This window comes from Xenorhabdus santafensis, from assembly GCF_033949405.1.
Lineage (GTDB): Bacteria > Pseudomonadota > Gammaproteobacteria > Enterobacterales > Enterobacteriaceae > Xenorhabdus > Xenorhabdus santafensis.
Genome location: NZ_VCDN01000023.1, coordinates 12,869 through 30,858, shown reverse-complemented (window position 1 = coordinate 30,858; position 17,990 = coordinate 12,869). Strand labels below are relative to the sequence as shown.

The 17,990-nt window shown below is 43.7% G+C and carries 11 protein-coding genes; 5 read left to right on the top strand and 6 right to left on the bottom strand.

The window, feature by feature from the left end; genetic code table 11:
* Window positions 1-39: 39 nt before the first annotated feature.
* Window positions 40-2,754 carry an HTH-type transcriptional regulator MalT gene (malT, locus tag FE392_RS07270; RefSeq protein ID WP_319929565.1) on the bottom strand — a complete coding sequence of 905 codons (2,715 nt, stop codon included), beginning with the start codon at window positions 2,752-2,754 and terminating at the stop codon, window positions 40-42.
* 356 nt (window positions 2,755-3,110) lie between these two features.
* Here malT and malP point away from each other — a divergent pair, with 356 nt between their 5' ends.
* Window positions 3,111-5,537, top strand: coding sequence for a maltodextrin phosphorylase (malP, locus tag FE392_RS07265; protein WP_319929564.1), 2,427 nt, complete (start codon window positions 3,111-3,113; stop codon window positions 5,535-5,537).
* Window positions 5,538-5,719: 182 nt separating this feature from the next.
* On the top strand, window positions 5,720-7,933 hold the full coding sequence (malQ, locus tag FE392_RS07260; protein ID WP_319929563.1) for a 4-alpha-glucanotransferase: 2,214 nt from the start codon (window positions 5,720-5,722) through the stop codon (window positions 7,931-7,933).
* A 126-nt stretch (window positions 7,934-8,059) separates the two neighbouring features.
* Here malQ and malG read toward each other — a convergent pair whose 3' ends face one another.
* The 3 genes from malG to malE all read right to left on the bottom strand — a co-directional run bounded on the left by malG (window position 8,060) and on the right by malE (window position 11,956).
* A complete protein-coding gene (gene malG / locus FE392_RS07255; protein WP_319929562.1) occupies window positions 8,060-8,950 on the bottom strand; it encodes a maltose ABC transporter permease MalG in 891 nt (296 codons plus the stop codon).
* Window positions 8,951-8,963: 13 nt separating this feature from the next.
* Window positions 8,964-10,529 (bottom strand): maltose ABC transporter permease MalF, encoded by a 1,566-nt coding sequence (gene malF, locus FE392_RS07250; RefSeq protein WP_319929561.1) that lies wholly within the window; start codon window positions 10,527-10,529, stop codon window positions 8,964-8,966.
* A gap of 227 nt (window positions 10,530-10,756) precedes the next feature.
* Window positions 10,757-11,956, bottom strand: coding sequence for a maltose/maltodextrin ABC transporter substrate-binding protein MalE (gene malE / locus FE392_RS07245; protein ID WP_319929560.1), 1,200 nt, complete (start codon window positions 11,954-11,956; stop codon window positions 10,757-10,759).
* Between the two features lie 515 nt (window positions 11,957-12,471).
* Here malE and malK point away from each other — a divergent pair.
* Genes malK through malM form a run of 3 tightly spaced genes read left to right on the top strand, consistent with a single transcriptional unit; the run spans window position 12,472 to window position 15,848 of the window.
* Window positions 12,472-13,581 (top strand): maltose/maltodextrin ABC transporter ATP-binding protein MalK, encoded by a 1,110-nt coding sequence (malK, locus tag FE392_RS07240; protein ID WP_319929559.1) that lies wholly within the window; start codon window positions 12,472-12,474, stop codon window positions 13,579-13,581.
* Between the two features lie 36 nt (window positions 13,582-13,617).
* Window positions 13,618-14,874, top strand: coding sequence for a maltoporin (locus tag FE392_RS07235; protein WP_319929558.1), 1,257 nt, complete (start codon window positions 13,618-13,620; stop codon window positions 14,872-14,874).
* On the top strand, window positions 14,874-15,848 hold the full coding sequence (gene malM / locus FE392_RS07230; RefSeq protein ID WP_319929557.1) for a maltose operon protein MalM: 975 nt from the start codon (window positions 14,874-14,876) through the stop codon (window positions 15,846-15,848). Before FE392_RS07235 ends, malM begins: the two co-directional genes overlap by 1 nt.
* A gap of 416 nt (window positions 15,849-16,264) precedes the next feature.
* Here malM and FE392_RS07225 read toward each other — a convergent pair whose 3' ends face one another.
* Together FE392_RS07225 and FE392_RS07220 are read right to left on the bottom strand one after the other, a co-directional pair.
* Window positions 16,265-16,555, bottom strand: a complete 291-nt coding sequence (locus FE392_RS07225; RefSeq protein ID WP_319929556.1) for a hypothetical protein — start codon at window positions 16,553-16,555, stop codon at window positions 16,265-16,267.
* A 71-nt stretch (window positions 16,556-16,626) separates the two neighbouring features.
* Window positions 16,627-17,922 carry a polysaccharide deacetylase family protein gene (locus tag FE392_RS07220; RefSeq protein WP_439153469.1) on the bottom strand — a complete coding sequence of 432 codons (1,296 nt, stop codon included), beginning with the start codon at window positions 17,920-17,922 and terminating at the stop codon, window positions 16,627-16,629.
* Between the last annotated feature and the right edge of the window lie 68 nt (window positions 17,923-17,990).

The following is a 17,990-nucleotide window of genomic DNA, read 5'->3' as shown; positions in this document are numbered from 1 at the left end:
TGTTAATTAACTATAAACAAATAGTATTAGAAACAATAATTAAATTCCCAGCCCCATCATTTTCATTAAATTCTGAGCCTGATGAATAGCTTCTTGCCGATGAGTAATACCCATTTTTTGATATAGATTCCGTATATGTGTTTTGATAGTTGTCGCAGCCACATCTAATTCAGCCGCAATTTGATCATTGCTGTAACCTGAATAGATCAATCCCAAAACCTGCCATTCTCGTTGGGTAAGCGGGCTATTGCGAATAAGCTCCGGCACATCAGGATGATTCAGTAATTGCTCAACAAAAGCCTCATCAAAATGAGCAAATTTATGCCTGTGCTGGCGGTTTATTTCCCGCAGAATACGCTGGGCGCGGTGTTGTTCCATTTCAGGCAAGATATTGAGCTGGATAAGCTGGCGCAATTGCAACGCCATGAGCTCCCCTTCAATAACAAAATGGCTGATGAACCCTGTGCGATTCGCTAAACTCAAGGCTTCTATCAAAACCCCCTGAGCCTCGGCCTTATGCCCCCTTTGCCAGTAAAGCAAGTTGCACAAGAGAAGATTACGGTTCAAGTCACTGATAAGTGACAATTCTCTGGCATATGCGTTCAGCTCATTCAAAATGGATTCGGCTTCATCATATTGGCCCAGCAAAATTTGTGCGCGGGCAATATTACGCCATTGGTTCTGGTTAAAATGATTGCAGAAACTTTCAGGCCGTTCAGCCTGCAATAGCCATTGCGTTGCAGAATGGCTATCCTCCAGCCCCTGCCAAATAATCACACGTAATTTATCCGTGTTTGTTCGCCAGTCACAGTGGTAATGACCGTTATTCAACAAATTTTCGCAGCGGGACAAATAACGACGGGCATTATCAATATCCCCCCGAACCAAAGAGCATTTCGCAAGCTGAGCCAGGCATTGCAATTGCTGTTGGGGCTGAAAATTGGACAGTACTTCAAGCCCCCGACGCGCAGACTCTTCGGATTCATCAATACGTGCCCAACACCACAAAAGCTGCGAGCGGATCCTCAGCAAAAACTCATGCATCGGTAGCTGTTCCAAATGCTGCTCACGGATCAAATCAAACGCATGAGTTTGCATATCATAGGCTGTCTGCAAATAACCCTGAGCCAGCAAAATCTCACTTTGTTGTAACAATGCCCATAAAGCATAGTGATAAACATGACAAAGCCGGGCCAGTTGTTCCGTTTGCTTCATCAGCGCCAATGCACTGGTCAGTTGCCCATTGCAATGCAATACCTCCCCTTTCACCGACATCGCCACAATGCGGCCATATTGATTGTCCGGCAGTAGCGTTGCCAGCGCCTTTTCCGCCAAGGCATTCGCATCGTCCGGCCGACCATCGTTAATCGCCACTTGAGCGCGCAAGGCATCAAATTCCGCTAACAGTTCAGGTTCAATATCTATCTGTTTTTGTTTTAGTGATTGTTCAGCCTGATTCAACAATGCATTCACTTCGTAATGCCGATGCTGACTTTGTGCTAACCACGCCTGTAACAATACAAGACGGGGGCTTTCCAGTAGCTGCTCATACGGCAGTGCATTCATGCACTCTTCCAGAAGGGAGAGTTTGCTGTGATTAAACAACTCCCAAGCATGTTGCAGCAAAATATCGCGCAACAAGATCGTATCACCGGCAGCAAGAGCATGGTGGATAGCCTCTCCCGGATAGCCCTGCGTCAACCATCCTTTTACGGCAGCTCTGTGTAATTCCGGCAATTTCGTTGCCATTTCCCATTGGCAGCGCTGCCGTAAAAATGAAGCAAACAAGGGATGGAAGCAGAACCATTCGCCGGAGTCATCCATACGTTGGATAAATAACCCCTGACGCTCAATATCTTCAAGGCGTTGCTGGCCGTTTTCCTCTCCTGTCAGACAAACAATCAGGCCATCATTCATGGAGCGCAAAATTGAACTGTGCAATAAAAAATCTCGTGTTGCCTGATCCACACGATTTAAAACCTCATCCACCAGATAATCTGCCAGATGGCTGGCATTGATCCCTGACAGGCGTTTAGCTGACATTTCAGCGGTATTTCCCGATTGACGGGCAGAAAGGGCGATCAATTGCAATGCGGTTGCCCACCCTGCAACGTCATTACACAATTGCTTGCAGTTATCGGCATCCAACGGGCTGGCCAAACGCTTGGCAAAAAACTGCTGGGTTTCCTGATAATCAAAGGCCAGCTGTTGGCTATCAATCTCCAATAACTGTTCACGCACTCGCAAGTTAGCGATCCCCAATGATGGCAAATGCCGGGACAAAATCATTAGGGTCAGGTTCTCTGGTTGATGGCGGAGAAAGAAACGCATCGCTTCATGGATAACTTCATTAACTATCAAATGATAATCATCAATGACCAGAAAAATCGGTTGTTGCCATTCGCTCAGCTCAATAAACAATTGCGCAAACAAGGCAGATAAACTGGCATATTGATGCTTCTGGGCCAGAACTTCGCTTTTCACGCATTGGCCTTGCGTGGCTTGCTGAATAGCGGCAATCAAATAACTGGCAAAACGTTCTGGTTTATTATCGCTGTCATCAAGGGAATACCATCCCAGATTATCCTGCCCCGCAGCCCACTGTGCCATCAGGGTTGTTTTGCCATACCCCGCAGGGCTGGTTACCAACACCAAACGATGTCCCTGTGCTTCATTGAATGTTTCCAACAAACGTTCTCGCATGACCATATTGTTCAAACGAACAGGGCGACTGAGTTTCGATGGGATAAGCATTAATTTTCTCCCCTCTTAAGCAATGAATGAAACGGATACCAGAATTTTTCCCGATGCGATAAAGCGATTTGCTCCATTAGCGTCCTTAACGCTCAAACAAATTTAGAGAAATGCCAATCTTTTGCAACAAGTTGATTAATTTCATTGTGTTAAATTGCACCTTGTCACATTCTTTGGCTGCAACCTTTCCATTTCTCAATGAAATTGCGAAAAGATTCGAAAGAAATGGCTACGCCCTTAAACTCCTCCCCGCGAATATTTTCATGGGATGATGTTTCCCCTCTCTCTAGCCTTCAGCATATCCCGCTAACGATTTCCCCTATATCACCTTTACTCAGTGACAGGACAACGACACCATGCAACGATTCGAATTAGATAAAAATGCCAAATTAGATAAAGCGACGTTTCAGGCAGCCCTCACACGCCAATGGCAGCGTTTCGGTCTTGAATCTGCTCAGGAAATGACCCCACATCAGTGGTGGCAAGCCGTTAGTTCCGCAATTTATGAATTACTTCCCCTTTCCGCCCAGCAACACCGTGCCACCTCACCCACTGGTGAACAGCGTCATGTGAACTATATTTCAATGGAATTTTTGATTGGGCGCCTGACTGCCAATAACTTGCTGAACCTTGGCTGGTATGGTGATGTGCAAGAATATCTGGCTGAAGATGGCATCATATTGGGCGAACTGTTGGAAGAAGAAACTGATCCTGCTTTAGGCAATGGCGGGCTGGGACGGCTGGCAGCCTGTTTTCTCGATTCCATGGCAACGCTTAATCAGCCCGCTACAGGATATGGGCTGAATTATCAATATGGCCTGTTCCGCCAATCATTTGAACACGGTCAACAAATCGAGGCACCTGATAACTGGGAAAGGGATTCCTATCCGTGGTTTCGCCATAACGCTCAACTAAAAGTTGACGTTAATTTTGGTGGTGAACTTATAGCCACTTCCGATGGCTATGAAGTTTGGGAGCCTGCATTTACCCTGGCCGGTGAAGCATGGGATTTACCTGTTATCGGTTATGGCAATGGCGTTACCCAACCATTGCGCTTATGGCAAGCAACATATGATAATCCTTTTGACCTTTCTCTTTTCAATGATGGGGAATTCCTTCTTGCTGAACAGCCAGGCCTTGATGCGGCCAGTCTGACCAAAGTGCTCTACCCGAACGATAACCATCAAACTGGTAAGCGGCTGCGCCTGATGCAACAGTACTTCCAGTGTGCCTGTGCCGTGGCTGATATTCTGCGCCACCATCAACGCACTGGGAGAAAGATAGAAGAATTACCAAAATACGAAGTGATCCAGCTTAACGATACCCACCCCACTATCGCCATTCCAGAAATGATGCGTTTGTTACTGGATGAGCACCAGCTAGGTTGGGAAACGGCATGGGAAATTACAGGTAAAACTTTTGCCTATACCAATCACACTTTACTGCCAGAAGGTCTGGAACGTTGGGATGAGCACTTGATGCGCGAGCTTCTGCCACGCCATCACCGCATCATTCAGGAAATCAATCAACGCTTCAAAAAAACCGTGGAACAAACTTGGCCCAATAATCCACAAATCTGGGAAAGGCTAGCCGTTATCCATGATAGCCAAGTCAGAATGGCTAACCTCTGCGTTGTCACCTGCTTTGCAGTAAATGGCGTTGCAGCACTCCATTCATCCCTGATAGTGACGGATTTGTTCCCTGAATATCATCAATTGTGGCCAACTAAATTCCACAATGTAACCAATGGAGTCACCCCCCGTCGCTGGTTGAAACAATGCAATCCTGCCCTTTCCTCATTGATCAGCCAAACATTAAATGGTGATTGGATCAATGATCTCAGTATCCTCAAACAGCTTGAGCCGTATGCTGATAGCAGCGCCTTCCGTACAGACTATAGGGCCATAAAACAGGAAAATAAAATTCACCTGTCCAACTATGTCAATAAGGTCATGGGGCTTAAACTGGATCCCCATGCTATTTTCGATGTACAGATCAAACGATTACATGAATACAAACGCCAGCATCTGAATCTGCTCCATATCTTGTCACTTTATCGGCAAATTCAGGATAATCCGGAATTGGATATCCATCCTCGAGTTTTCCTGTTTGGTGCAAAGGCGGCACCTGGTTACCATCTCGCCAAAAATATTATTGCAGCAATCAATCATGCCGCTGAAAAAATCAACCATGACCCTATTGTCCGTGATCGTATCAAAATCGCATTTATTCCCGATTACAATGTTTCTGTTGCTGAACTTATGATCCCGGCCGCAGATGTATCCGAACAAATCTCCACAGCGGGCAAAGAAGCATCTGGCACTGGCAATATGAAACTGGCGCTGAACGGTGCACTGACCATTGGTACGTTAGATGGGGCGAATGTCGAAATTGCCGAGCAAGTTGGCAATGACAATATCTTTATTTTCGGCAAGACAGTCGAAGAAGCCAAAACCCTGCTAAACAGCGGCTACAACCCACAGGATATTCTTCAACAAGACCATCATCTAAAAAGTATATTGGACGACCTCGCCAACGGTGTATTCAGTCATGGGGATACTCACGCTTTTGATCTCATGCTGCATAGCTTGACTGAAGCGGGAGACCCATATTTAGTATTGGCGGATTTTGCCTCCTATTGCCATGCCCACAAGGAAATTGACACTCTGTACCGTGACACTCAAGGCTGGGTACGCAGTGCAGTACTCAATACTGCCAGAATGGGTAAATTCAGCTCTGACCGTACTATTCAGGATTATCAACAACGTATTTGGCAACTCTAATATACCCAATGGATTTCAAGTTACATCACGTCGGCAAGGGAATGCTGCCCTGGGCATAGATAACCGTATGTTTATAAAAACGGTGACCAGAGTGAATGAACGCGGCCATCAAAGAAGCAAAACGAGGTAACTTGAAAGACGAAGGGTAAAGGTATAGACATTGAAAGGTAGAAGGATTGTGTATGGAAAACAAATGCCTTGATGAATTGGCAACTGAAGCTGGTATCGCCAGCGAATTTATTAATGCCTATGGAAAGCCACAAGCTATCCCCGCTGAAATCAGGCATCGGATTTTACATGCCATGAATGCAGATATACCGTGCGACAAGCCGGTACCTCACTCAGATGCCTTCACGCATACTGCTTTTTTGCCTGATGTCACCGTGCTCCTCCAAGGGCAGGAAATAACCCTGCCTTTAGGCGATACAAACAGTTATCAATGGCAGATACACACTGAGCAGGGGGAAACATTTCATGGTCGATGCCAGCATCACTTCACGTTATCAACCCTCTTGCCCTTGGGATACCACACCCTGACTCTAATACCGGAAGCGGGGCAAGAAAATGGTTCCCAACGACAATCCGTGCAATCTCAATCCATGCAACTTATTGTTGCTCCAGAGCGCTGTTACGAACCGCAAGCCATTAAAAATGGGGAAAAACTCTGGGGTGCATGCATTCAGCTTTACACTCTACGCTCAGAAACGAATTGGGGGATCGGTGATTTTGGTGACCTGAAATTCATGTTGCGAAAACTGGCTCCGCTCGGTGGTGCCTTTGTTGGGTTAAACCCTTTGCATGCCATCTATCCGGCCATGCCGGAAAATGCCAGCCCTTACAGTCCATCATCTCGCCACTGGCTCAATATTATTTATATCGCAGTAAATCAGGTAGAAGATTTTAAATACAGTGCCGACTCACAAGCATGGTGGCAGTTACCCGAAACACAGCTTAAGCTCCAGCAAGCCCGCCAAACAGAATGGGTTGATTATTCTACAGTAATGGCGCTCAAGATGTCCGCATTACGTTTGGCCTATCCACACTTTAAAAGCCGTTTGGAAACTGATCCACAACAAATCCACTTTCAGCAGTTTGTACTCAAAGGCGGCACAACCCTTTACTTTCAGGCAGCTTATGATGCACTTCACCATAAACTGCATGGAGAAAATAGTATTTATTGGGGCTGGCCGGTATGGCCGGAAGAATACCGTGAACCGGAAAGTGAGGCAGTTAAAGCATTCTGCCATGCTCATTCAGAGGAAGTAGAGTTTTTCCTTTGGTTACAATGGCTGGCCGATACTCAACTTGCCGAATGCTTTTCCATCAGCCAAGCCAATCATATGCCTATCGGGATTTATCGTGATCTCGCTGTAGGTGTGGCACAAGGTGGTTCAGAAACATGGTGTAACAGGAATATTTATTGCACCAAGGCATCCGTAGGTGCTCCACCCGATATTCTGGGGCCAAAGGGGCAAAATTGGGGGCTTCCACCAATGAATCCCCATGTATTAAAAGCTCAAGCTTACCAGCCTTTCATTGAATTACTGCGCAGTAATATGCGCCACTGCGGTGCACTACGCATCGATCATGTCATGTCACTCTTGCGATTGTGGTGGATACCACAAGGAGAAACCGCCGATAAAGGTGTTTATGTTTACTATCCGGTTGATGATTTGCTGGCCATACTGGCACTGGAAAGCCAACGCAATCATTGTCTGGTAATTGGCGAAGATTTAGGAATTGTTCCGGAAGAAATTGTAGATAAGTTACGGATACAAGGGGTTTATTCCTATAAGGTGTTTTATTTTGAACGCAATGATAAAGGGGAATATCGTTCTCCCGACGAATATCCTGTGCAAGCGATGGCAACAATTACTACTCATGATTTGCCCACCTTGCGTGGATTCTGGCAGAAAGGTGATTTGACATTAGGTGAAAGCATTGGTTTATACCCTGATAAGGCACTTCTTACTGAGCTATATACTGAGCGTAAACGTTGTAAGCAGGCATTATTGGCAAGCTTAAATCAATACGGCTATCTATCAGAACCAGCAATCATGTCTACAGAAGATAATTTGCATCCACCACAACAAACGACCTTACAGCAATCGACATCGCAAAACGCGATACGACAAAAAGCATTACAAACAGAAAACGAGTTGCCGATGTCAGCCCCTATCAACCAAGGCATACACCGATACATAGCTCACAGCAATTGTGCCTTATTAGGGCTGCAACCCGAAGACTGGCTGGATATGGCAAGTCCTGTCAACATTCCGGGTACTACAACGGAATATCCCAACTGGCGGCGCAAACTCACTGCAACATTAGAGACTATATTTGCGGATGAACATATCAATCAACTACTGCAAACAGTAAACGAATATCGGAAATAAATCATATCCTCCTACGAACCACCTGCGAGAAAACAATATCGCTGGTGGTTCATTCTGGATATGACCCTAATTTCTGGATATAAAAGTCATTCTTGAAAAGAAAACCAATGCGAAATTTATCAAACCTCAACCTTTCACACCGCCTGAAGTCAATCCACCAACCAACCAACGTTGGGCAAATAAGAAGACGACAGTAATGGGAATTGCGGAAAGTACGGCAGCAGCAGCGAAGTCGCCCCAGAGATAATTTTGCGGATGAAGGTATTGCTGCATTCCTACTGCCAGCGTGTAATTATCCACATCTCTCAATAATAGGGATGCGACAGGTACTTCTGTAATAACCCCAATAAAAGACAAGATAAACACAACGGCCAATATTGGTACAGAAAGCGGCAGTAATATTAAACGGAAAACTTGCCACGATGTGGCACCATCCAGCATCGCAGCTTCTTCTAACGAGCGGTCTATCGTTTCAAAATAACCTTTAATCGTCCACACATGCAGGGCGATCCCTCCCATGTAAGCAAAAATTACGCCTCCGTGGGTATTAAGACCCAAAAAGGGAATATATTCTCCTAGCCGATCAAACAAGGCATACAGAGCCACCAACGAAAGTACCGCAGGAAACATCTGAAAAATTAGCATGCTTTTAAGTAACGCGCTCTTGCCACGAAAACGCATCCGGGCAAATGCATAAGCACACGTCGTCGAAAGTGCCACGATTCCAGTTGCGGTTATAAGGGCAATTTTTACCGAATTCCACAGCCATTGTATGACCGGAAATGGTGGCGGTATGACTTGCCCATCAGGAGTTTCGACACTATAGCCAAATGCTAGTTTCCAATGTTCCCATGAAATGGTGTCTGGAATGAGGCTACCTGTTGCAAAATTTCCCGGCCGTAAAGAAATAGCAATCACCATCAGCAGAGGAAACAAGATCAGGGCAATAAAAGACAACATTAGGATATGTGTGAGCCACACCCGCCAACGTTGCGACTTAGGTTGCACCATCGCCATATTCTTTTTCTCCTCAATCAAATTTAATGCGAGTGGTTTTTAAGTTGATGATTGCCAATGCTCCCACCAGCAGGAAAATAAGTGTCGCAATGGCGGCTGCCAAACCAAAGTCTTGCCCCCCACCACCTTCAAACGCAATGCGGTAGGTATAGCTCACCAATAGATCGGTATAACCTGCCGGTGTTGTTGTCCCAATATGATCTGGCCTGCCGTTGGTTAGTAACTGAATAAGAACGAAGTTATTAAAATTAAAAGCAAAACTGGCTATCAGCAGCGGAGTCAAAGGCTTTATCAGTAATGGAAAGGTAATTTTGCTAAAGTTCTGCCAGGTTCCAGCCCCATCAAGTGCAGACGCCTCATAAAGATCATTAGGGATTGCCTTTAATAACCCCATGCAAAGGATCATCATATAGGGATAGCCCAGCCATGTATTTACAACTATCAACATAGTTCTGGCTAATGTGGGATCAGTGAACCAATCCGGCTTCAGGCCAAACAGCCCATTAAGCACCAAATTAATTTCACCAAAACTTTGATTAAACAATCCCTTAAAAATCAAGATAGAGATAAAGGAAGGAACAGCATAAGGCAAAATAAGCAACACACGGTAAATTGCCCGTCCCTTAAGTGCTTCCCATTGCATGATGCAGGCAAGGATCATGCCCAATGCTGCGGTTAATATTACCGTGAGCAAAGAGAAAACCACAGTCCAGACAAAAATGGATAAAAAAGGTTTCTGGATACCTTCATCCTGTATAACCCGCAAAAAGTTTTTCCAGCCAATAGAAACGGTGAACCCTGGACTTAGTGTCTCTTTATCCCATTCTCCATCCGCCTTAATGGATTGATAGAACCCCGTATCCATATTCGGGCGGTACTGTATGCCAGTTTGTTTATTCGTCAATGTCGTCCCATCTTCCCCAAGGGCATAAAGAGGATGTATAGCCGAGAACTGACGCAGAGAACTCATTCGCAATTGGCCGCCATCGGGAAGAACGGCTACCAGCACACCTAGTTTTTGCCGGTTTTGAGTAATGGTACGTAGTGTCGCAGCATTGCTGACAAAATCATCTTCTTGCTCATGTAGATTAAGATTCACTTCTTCTCTATCAAGATCAGAAAATGAAAAAGGTGCTGACACGAGTAATTGTGTGCTGTCAGGAATGTTGAATGCCAGTACCCAACTATCATCTGATACAGGATACAGTTTGAAATTAAATGGTTGCCCTGCTTGATATTGGCGGCTCATTAACACAGTTTGAGCTCGTTCAAATGTTAATTGATTGGAACTACTGTAATTTGTAAAAGCAATGGCTATCGTGCAAATAAGCGGAAACAGAATAAACAGCCCTATTCCTGCAATTCCCGGATAGGTATAGCGCCAGACATAAGCCCTGCGATTAGAAAAAACATAGATGCCACTTCCCAGTAATACCAATGTCAGCATCGCAAACAGGTATTCGCCCCGTGCATACATTAATACAACCAAATAACCAGTAAAAAGCAGACATAAACCTATAGCAAACCATTTCAGGGCAGAATGCTGCCACCATATTTTTTTTTCTAATGTCGCTGACATCTTGCACTTCCTGTTACTATTTTTCAGTAATCAAATTTTTTCAGTAATCGAACTTTCCCAACAATTAAATTCTCCCGGTAATGACATTCCGGTAATTAAACCTCGAAACTAACCACCTACTGGAATAGGTGCTCTACCCTATGGATTTCGAATTGCGGTGCAGCCAACAAAGCAGAAACTTAAAAGACGACGGGTATAAGGCTCCTTACAATGCAGGAGCCTTACATTTACTTTGTTATTCTCGCTTCTGCATCATTAAGTGCCGCATCTACGGTTTGGCGACCGCTCATCACGTTGAGAACAGCACTGCGCATCGCGTACCAGAAACTACTCATTTGTGAAATATTCGGCATAATCTCACCCTTTTGGGCGTTTTCCATTGTGGCAGCAATACGAGGATCTTTTTCAAGAATCGTCTGATAAGACTTTAAGGCTACCGCTCCCAATGGCTTATCCTTATCCACCATCGCCAATCCTTCATTGGTCAGCAGATAGTTTTCCAAAAATTCCTTCGCCAATTCCTTATTGGGGCTGGCTGCATTAATGCCCGCAGTCAAAATGCCAACAAACGGTTTAGATGGTTTCCCCTTAAAGGTTGGTAGCAAAGTAACACCATAATTAATCTTACTTTTATCTATATTTGACCAAGCCCACGGGCCATTGATTGTCATCGCCGCATTACCTTTATTGAAAGCCGCTTCAGCGATGGAATAATCAATATCCGCACTAATATGTTTATTTTTTATTAAATTAACCAAGAACTGCATGCCAGCTTTAGAACCTGCATTATTTACGCCACTGTTTTTAACATCATAGGTTCCGTTTACTGCTTTGAATGCATACCCGCCGTCCGCGGCGATTAGTGGCCAGGTAAAATAAGGTTCCTGCAAGTTAAACATAATTGCGCTTTTATTTTGCTTCTTAAGCTCATCATCCAATGCGGGGATTTCTTCCCAGGTTTTGGGAGGAGATTTAATTAAATCTTTATTGTAGATAAGAGAAAGCGCTTCAACCGCAACCGGATAACCCATTAATTTGCCATCATAACGGACTGCATCCCATGTAAAGGGGAACAATTTATCAATGAAGGATTGTTCGGGTGTAATTTCAGTTACTAACCCCGATTGAGCATAACCACCAAAGCGATCATGTGCCCAGAAAATGATATCTGGCCCATCTCCACTGGCCGCTATCTGGGTATATTTTTCTTCCAGCTTGTCAGGATGTTCAACAACGACAGGAATTCCGGTCTCTTTTGCGAATTTATCACCGACCTGTGCCAGCCCGTTGTAACCCTTATCACCATTAATCCAAATAACCAGCTTGCCTTCTTCTGGTTTCGCAAATACAGGAGTAGACACCCCCCATGTTGCCAAAACAGAAAGCATCAGAGTGTGGATACCCACTTTCGAGATTTTTTTAGCCATCATTCCGCCCTTGTTTATATTTATCAGTTCAGGATGAGTTTCTTTATTGCTAATTCATTAATTATTAAATCATTTATTCACGACTAATTTCTTTCTACATCGCATAATCAAAAAATGGCTCTCAGTGTGCTATTAATGAATAAAAGACTCATCATCCTTGCCTCTACGCCTCAACTAATATGAATGTGAGCCAGCTTGCAAAAATAATTAAAATCAGAATGTTATCCTTTATAAAGCATCATTTTTTGAGATATCAATCACACCTTTTCCGACAATTTACGTATCAATCATTCAATCTCACTAATCTCATCATCCTTATTCCTCCCCCACAAAAAACTTTGGGATGGAGGATTCTGATACCTGTTATTTTTTACACAATCCTGCCATCAGTTTTTCACTCAGTTTCTTATTGCAATAAAGCTGAAAAGTTAACGTACTAAATTGACAAGTTAGACAAACGTACGAACAGGAAGCGGGTAGAAAATCTGAAGAGGCAAATCCGAGGGAGGGAACACATGTCCAGCGTCACATTCCGCAATGTATCTAAATCATATGGTGAAACTGTTATCTCCAAAGATATAAATCTCGAGATTCAAGAGGGAGAGTTTGTCGTATTTGTCGGCCCATCCGGATGTGGTAAGTCAACGTTACTCAGGATGATCGCAGGATTAGAAGACATCACGTCCGGTGATTTATTAATTGCAGGAAAACGTGTGAATGAAGTTCCCCCCGCCAAGCGCAGTGTCGGCATGGTTTTTCAATCTTATGCGCTATATCCCCATTTATCTGTTGCAGATAATATGTCGTTCGGTATGAAATTGGCCGGAATCAAAAAAAGTGAGATTCAGAAACGTGTCCAACAGGTTGCTGAAACCCTACAACTCGCCCATTTACTGAATCGCCGTCCCAAGGCGCTGTCTGGCGGGCAACGCCAACGAGTGGCGATTGGCCGAACCTTGGTTGCTGAACCCAATATCTTTCTACTGGATGAGCCTCTTTCCAATCTTGATGCTGCGTTGCGTGTTCAGATGCGCATTGAGATTTCACGTCTGCATAAACGCCTGCAACGAACGATGATCTATGTTACCCATGATCAAACTGAGGCGATGACACTGGCAGATAAGATTGTCGTGCTGGATAGCGGGGATATTGCTCAAGTTGGTAAACCGCTTGAAATTTATCACTATCCTGCCAACCGCTTTGTCGCAGGTTTTATCGGTTCGCCGAAAATGAATTTCCTGCCCGTTAAAGTTTCTGCGATTGCTGTCGAGCAAGTCCAAATTATTCTCCCTAATGGCCAATCTATTTGGTTGCCAGTGGACAGCAAGGGGCTTACAGTTGGTTGTAACGTGTCTTTAGGGATTCGCCCTGAACACCTTTTACCTAATGATATCGCCGATGTTACGTTAGAAGGCACAGTACAGATAGTGGAACAACTGGGCAATGAAACCCAAATCCATATCCGCATTCCATCCATTCACCAAAACCTAGTTTACCGCCAGCCTGATATTGTTCTCGTGGAAGAAGGGGTGAACTTCACTATCGGGTTAGCTCCCCACCGGTGCCATCTTTTCCGAGAAGATGGAACCGCATGTCAACGTTTACATAAAGAACCCGGAGTCTAGTCGATCCGCAGACATAAAAATAACAGGAGAATCATCATGCGCATATTACCTCTCTCATTGGTCGCGCTCACCAGTTTATTATCTATGCAAGCTGCCGCGGTAGATTTCCACGGTTACGCTCGTTCAGGTATCGGCTGGACAGGAAGTGGCGGCGAACAGAAATGCGCCCAAGCGACAGGAGCTCAGAGTAAATATCGTCTCGGCAACGAGTGCGAAACCTATGCAGAACTTAAGCTGGGACAAGAACTATGGAAAGAGGGTAACAAACGTTTCTATTTTGATACAAACTTAGCCTACTCTGTATCTCAGCAGAAAGACTGGGAAGATACCAAACCGGGAGTTCGTGAAGTTAACGTAACAGCAGACAATATTATTGATTGGTTGCCCGGTTCGAAACTGTGGGCGGGTAAGCGCTTCTATCAGCGACACGATGTACATATGATCGACTTCTATTACTGGGATATTTCCGGCCCCGGTGCAGGTTTGGAAAATATCGATCTGGGCTTTGGTAAATTGTCCCTCGCAGTAACCCGCAATACCGAATCTGGTGGTTCATATGGCTGGATTGCTGGTGAGCATAAAGAAATCCCAACCTCAAATGATGTTTTCGATATACGTCTGGCCAATTTGCCTGTCAATGCTGGGGGAACCCTAGAATTTGGTATCGATTATGGGCGCGCTAATGCTCGCAAAGGATATCAGCTTGACAAAAATGCATCCAAAGATGGCGTAATGCTGACTACTGAACATACCCAAAGCCTGTCAGGGGGATTCAACAAGTTTGTCGTACAGTATGCCACTGACGCAATGACTTCGAGTAATAATGGGCGTGTAGAAGGCGCGAACATCAATAATGACGGGCATATGCTGCGTATTCTGAATCACGGTGCAATCAATCTCTCGAATAAATGGGATCTTATGTATGTCGCCATGTATCAGGACATTAACCGCGACAATAACAATGGCAGTACATGGTACACCGTAGGGGTTCGTCCAATGTATAAGTGGACTCCAATCATGAGTACCTTGATGGAAGTAGGCTACGATAATGTGAAATCCCAACGCACCAAAGCAAACAACAATCAATACAAAATCACACTAGCCCAGCAGTGGCAAGCCGGTGATAGTATCTGGTCTCGCCCAGCCATTCGTGTATTTGCTACTTATGCAAAATGGAATGAAAAATGGGGTTATGCCGACGGCGTGGCTTATCGTGATATAGCGGCACATCAATTCAGCCGTGGTAAAAGCGATGAATTTACGTTTGGTGCACAATTTGAGGCTTGGTGGTAATGAAAACAAAATTGCTTTCACTCTGCCTCGGTGCCCTGCTTTGCAATACATTGCCTGCTGTGAGCTATGCCACATCAGAGGGGTTGCAGCCTGATACAGTATCCTCTGTGGCACCGGTTCTATCTCAGTCAACCTTGCAAGCATTACAGTGGCAACCCATTAATACCTATGCCACCCAAACGATTACACTTAATGGTATGTCACAGCGGCTTAATAGCGGAGACATCCATAGCCCCATTGCGGCTTTTTCCTTGCCCGCTAATCAAGGTTCACTAGAAATCACGCTAACTAGTTTGATAAAGGATAAGCAGGTATATGCACCTAATGTCGTAGTGCTTGATGAGCAGCTTCGCCCCGCAGCCTTTTACCCAAGCCGCTATTTTGGCTATCAGAAACCAGGCATTATGTCTGCTGATAGACTTGAAGGCGTCTTAAAACTGACTCCCGCATTGGGGCAGCAAAAAATCTATTTGTTGGTTTATACCACGCGTGCCGATTTGAACGCCTCTACACAAATGGTTGACCCAGCGAAAGCTTATGCTCAAGGAGTGGGTAATGCTGTTCCCAATATTCCGGATCCAGTCGCTCGCCATACCGAAACAGGCACACTGACGCTGAAGGTAAAATCAGAGCGTGATGCAGGCAATATCTTGATAGGCCAGATATTTGCCACACCAGCACAATCTTCTGCCCCAGTACAGCAACCCGTCACTGTCGGCTCTGCTAACGATGCTGAACCAGCAGCAGCAATACTACCGACAAAAACAACCCCAGCGACTCTCTCGCCATCTACTACAGCAGCTAAAAAACCTGTATTAAACGATACCGAGCAGTACTTCAATGAAGCTATCAAAAAAGCCATTAGCAGTGGTGATATTGATAAGGCATTGAAATTGTTGGATGAAGCTGAACGCCTCGGCTCACCGACAGCAAGGGAAACTTTTATCAAAATGATAAAAGATAAAGCCCGTTAAATTTATGAAGGGGTTATAGAAGAAAAACACTAGTAATCTATAATCCCTTTTTTTATTAAATAGTTCCTGATAAATTTCGCAGAAAAGTAAAAAAGCATTCCAAGCAGGAATAAGGCAAAAATCAGCAAGCTATAATGCCAAAAAGAATTATCGTTTCTAAAAAAGATAAATAAAAATATAAAAAGGAGAATACTAAAGCTCATTGCGTACTCACCTAACCCCTCCATCCTATTCATAAAAAAAACAATAATTTTCTTTTTCATACTTAATATTTATACCATTGATAACCATGAATCAATGACGCAACCGAGCTTAGTTTGATAGAATCAGTTTAACTGTATTAACAAAAAAACATACCTTTCTGGATAAATTATTATCATGAGACAACACTGGTTTTCTTCACTTATTGAATTGAATTACCACCATCGTTTTGATTTAAAATAATCAAACACTTTCTTGTTTTCCAGATAGCGTTTTATTTCCTTTCTGAACTTATAAGAACAATAAGCTACCCCCGCAAGCAACAATATACCAAATCCTTTTAATCCATAAGCAATAAGTAAAGAAAAAATAGCCACAATAACTAAAAAATTAAATATCTCTTTTAAAATTTCCTTTAGCATCTTTATGAATAAACGCCCTAGCATTTCCAAAATGCACGTAATCATAAAATGAATTATAGATATTACTTCCCTCAAGAAATCCATTCCCTCACCTCATAAAAAATATGTTTGGATTAATTTTCTTTTCCATTAAATTTGGAAAACAAGTTTTCATATTAATTTTTATTGGCAATCGCCAGCACAGGCGTTGTTTCTGGCCTATTAGAAAGTATTTTCGCCATCTTTTCAATCGGATCTGTCCGTAATATATATAATCGCTTCAACGAAAAAGGATTATCCCCCAATTTAACTTTACCTTGTATCGTAGTCACAGCCAGATGAAACCCTGCCTGCTTAGCGGCTTTCATTGCTTTTAGATTATATCCGCCAAAAGGATAAGCGAGATAAAGTACATGCGGATTAAATTGCGATAAACCACGCCTTGATCGTTCGAAATCATATAAAATAGTATTAAATACCCGGCTAAATAGTATAGGCCGTTTATTTTTACCTAAACGATGTAGAAAATGAGTATGAGATTGGAAATCAAAAACTTTCTGCATGGCGTACAATTCAGAAAGGCTGGTAAATTGCAAATTATCAGGATTCCATTTCTGCGGGTAGCGTTTAATCCGAGATGAAATAATAAAAAAAGTCGCTTTTTGACTGTTCTCTTTCAATATAGGGTAGGCATAACGATAGACAGATTTCAATCCATCATCAAATGTCAGGCCAACTACTTTTGCAGGCAAATTGATTGTGCTATTGAGATAACCTTCCAATTCATAGAGTGAAATTGTGGTATAACCTGCCTGTTTCAAATATTCCATTTGCTTACGAAAAGCTGACAAAGAGGTTGTTGTTGATGTATGGCGAAAACGTTTATTATCTTTATCATTAAGAATATGGTGATAAGTCAATACGGGTATGCCATTATCCAATTCAGCGTCCTGATCGCGGATATACCCCAATCTATCCCCTAAATTAATTTCATACCAAGTATGATGTGCTGTGTCTTGTAATTTGCCTAAGATCGGATAACGGATATTTTCCGCCAGAATCGCAACTGTTCTACTATTAGCATCGGGTATGCTGTAAATCTTAGTTGGCTTTAAAATTACCAAATTTTGAGTCGGCTTCTTATGGAGATCCTGAAAGGGATCTGCGGGAAATGAGGCACGATTGATTTCCTTTAGCTGTTCTTTAGCGATGAAGCCCGTCCCGTTGCCAAAATGAAACTCGTAATAATTATCCTCCTTACCAGTTTTCTCAATGACCTTCAGGCTCTGCCCTTTTTGAAATTTCCCGGCTTCAATAACATGCCCGTCAACCCACGCATAAATTTCACTATTCCTGAGCAGCTCCATGTAACGATAATTTGACGAGTGCTGATACTTCGCTAAAGCGGGATTAGAGAAACACGATAAAAATGCTAAGAAGGCCATTGCAATAATATAAAGGATTCGGCTCATTTTAATGTTCCATCCAAAAAAAATGCCCTCTCCGAAGAGAGGGCATTCCACGATTAGCTATCCGTAAT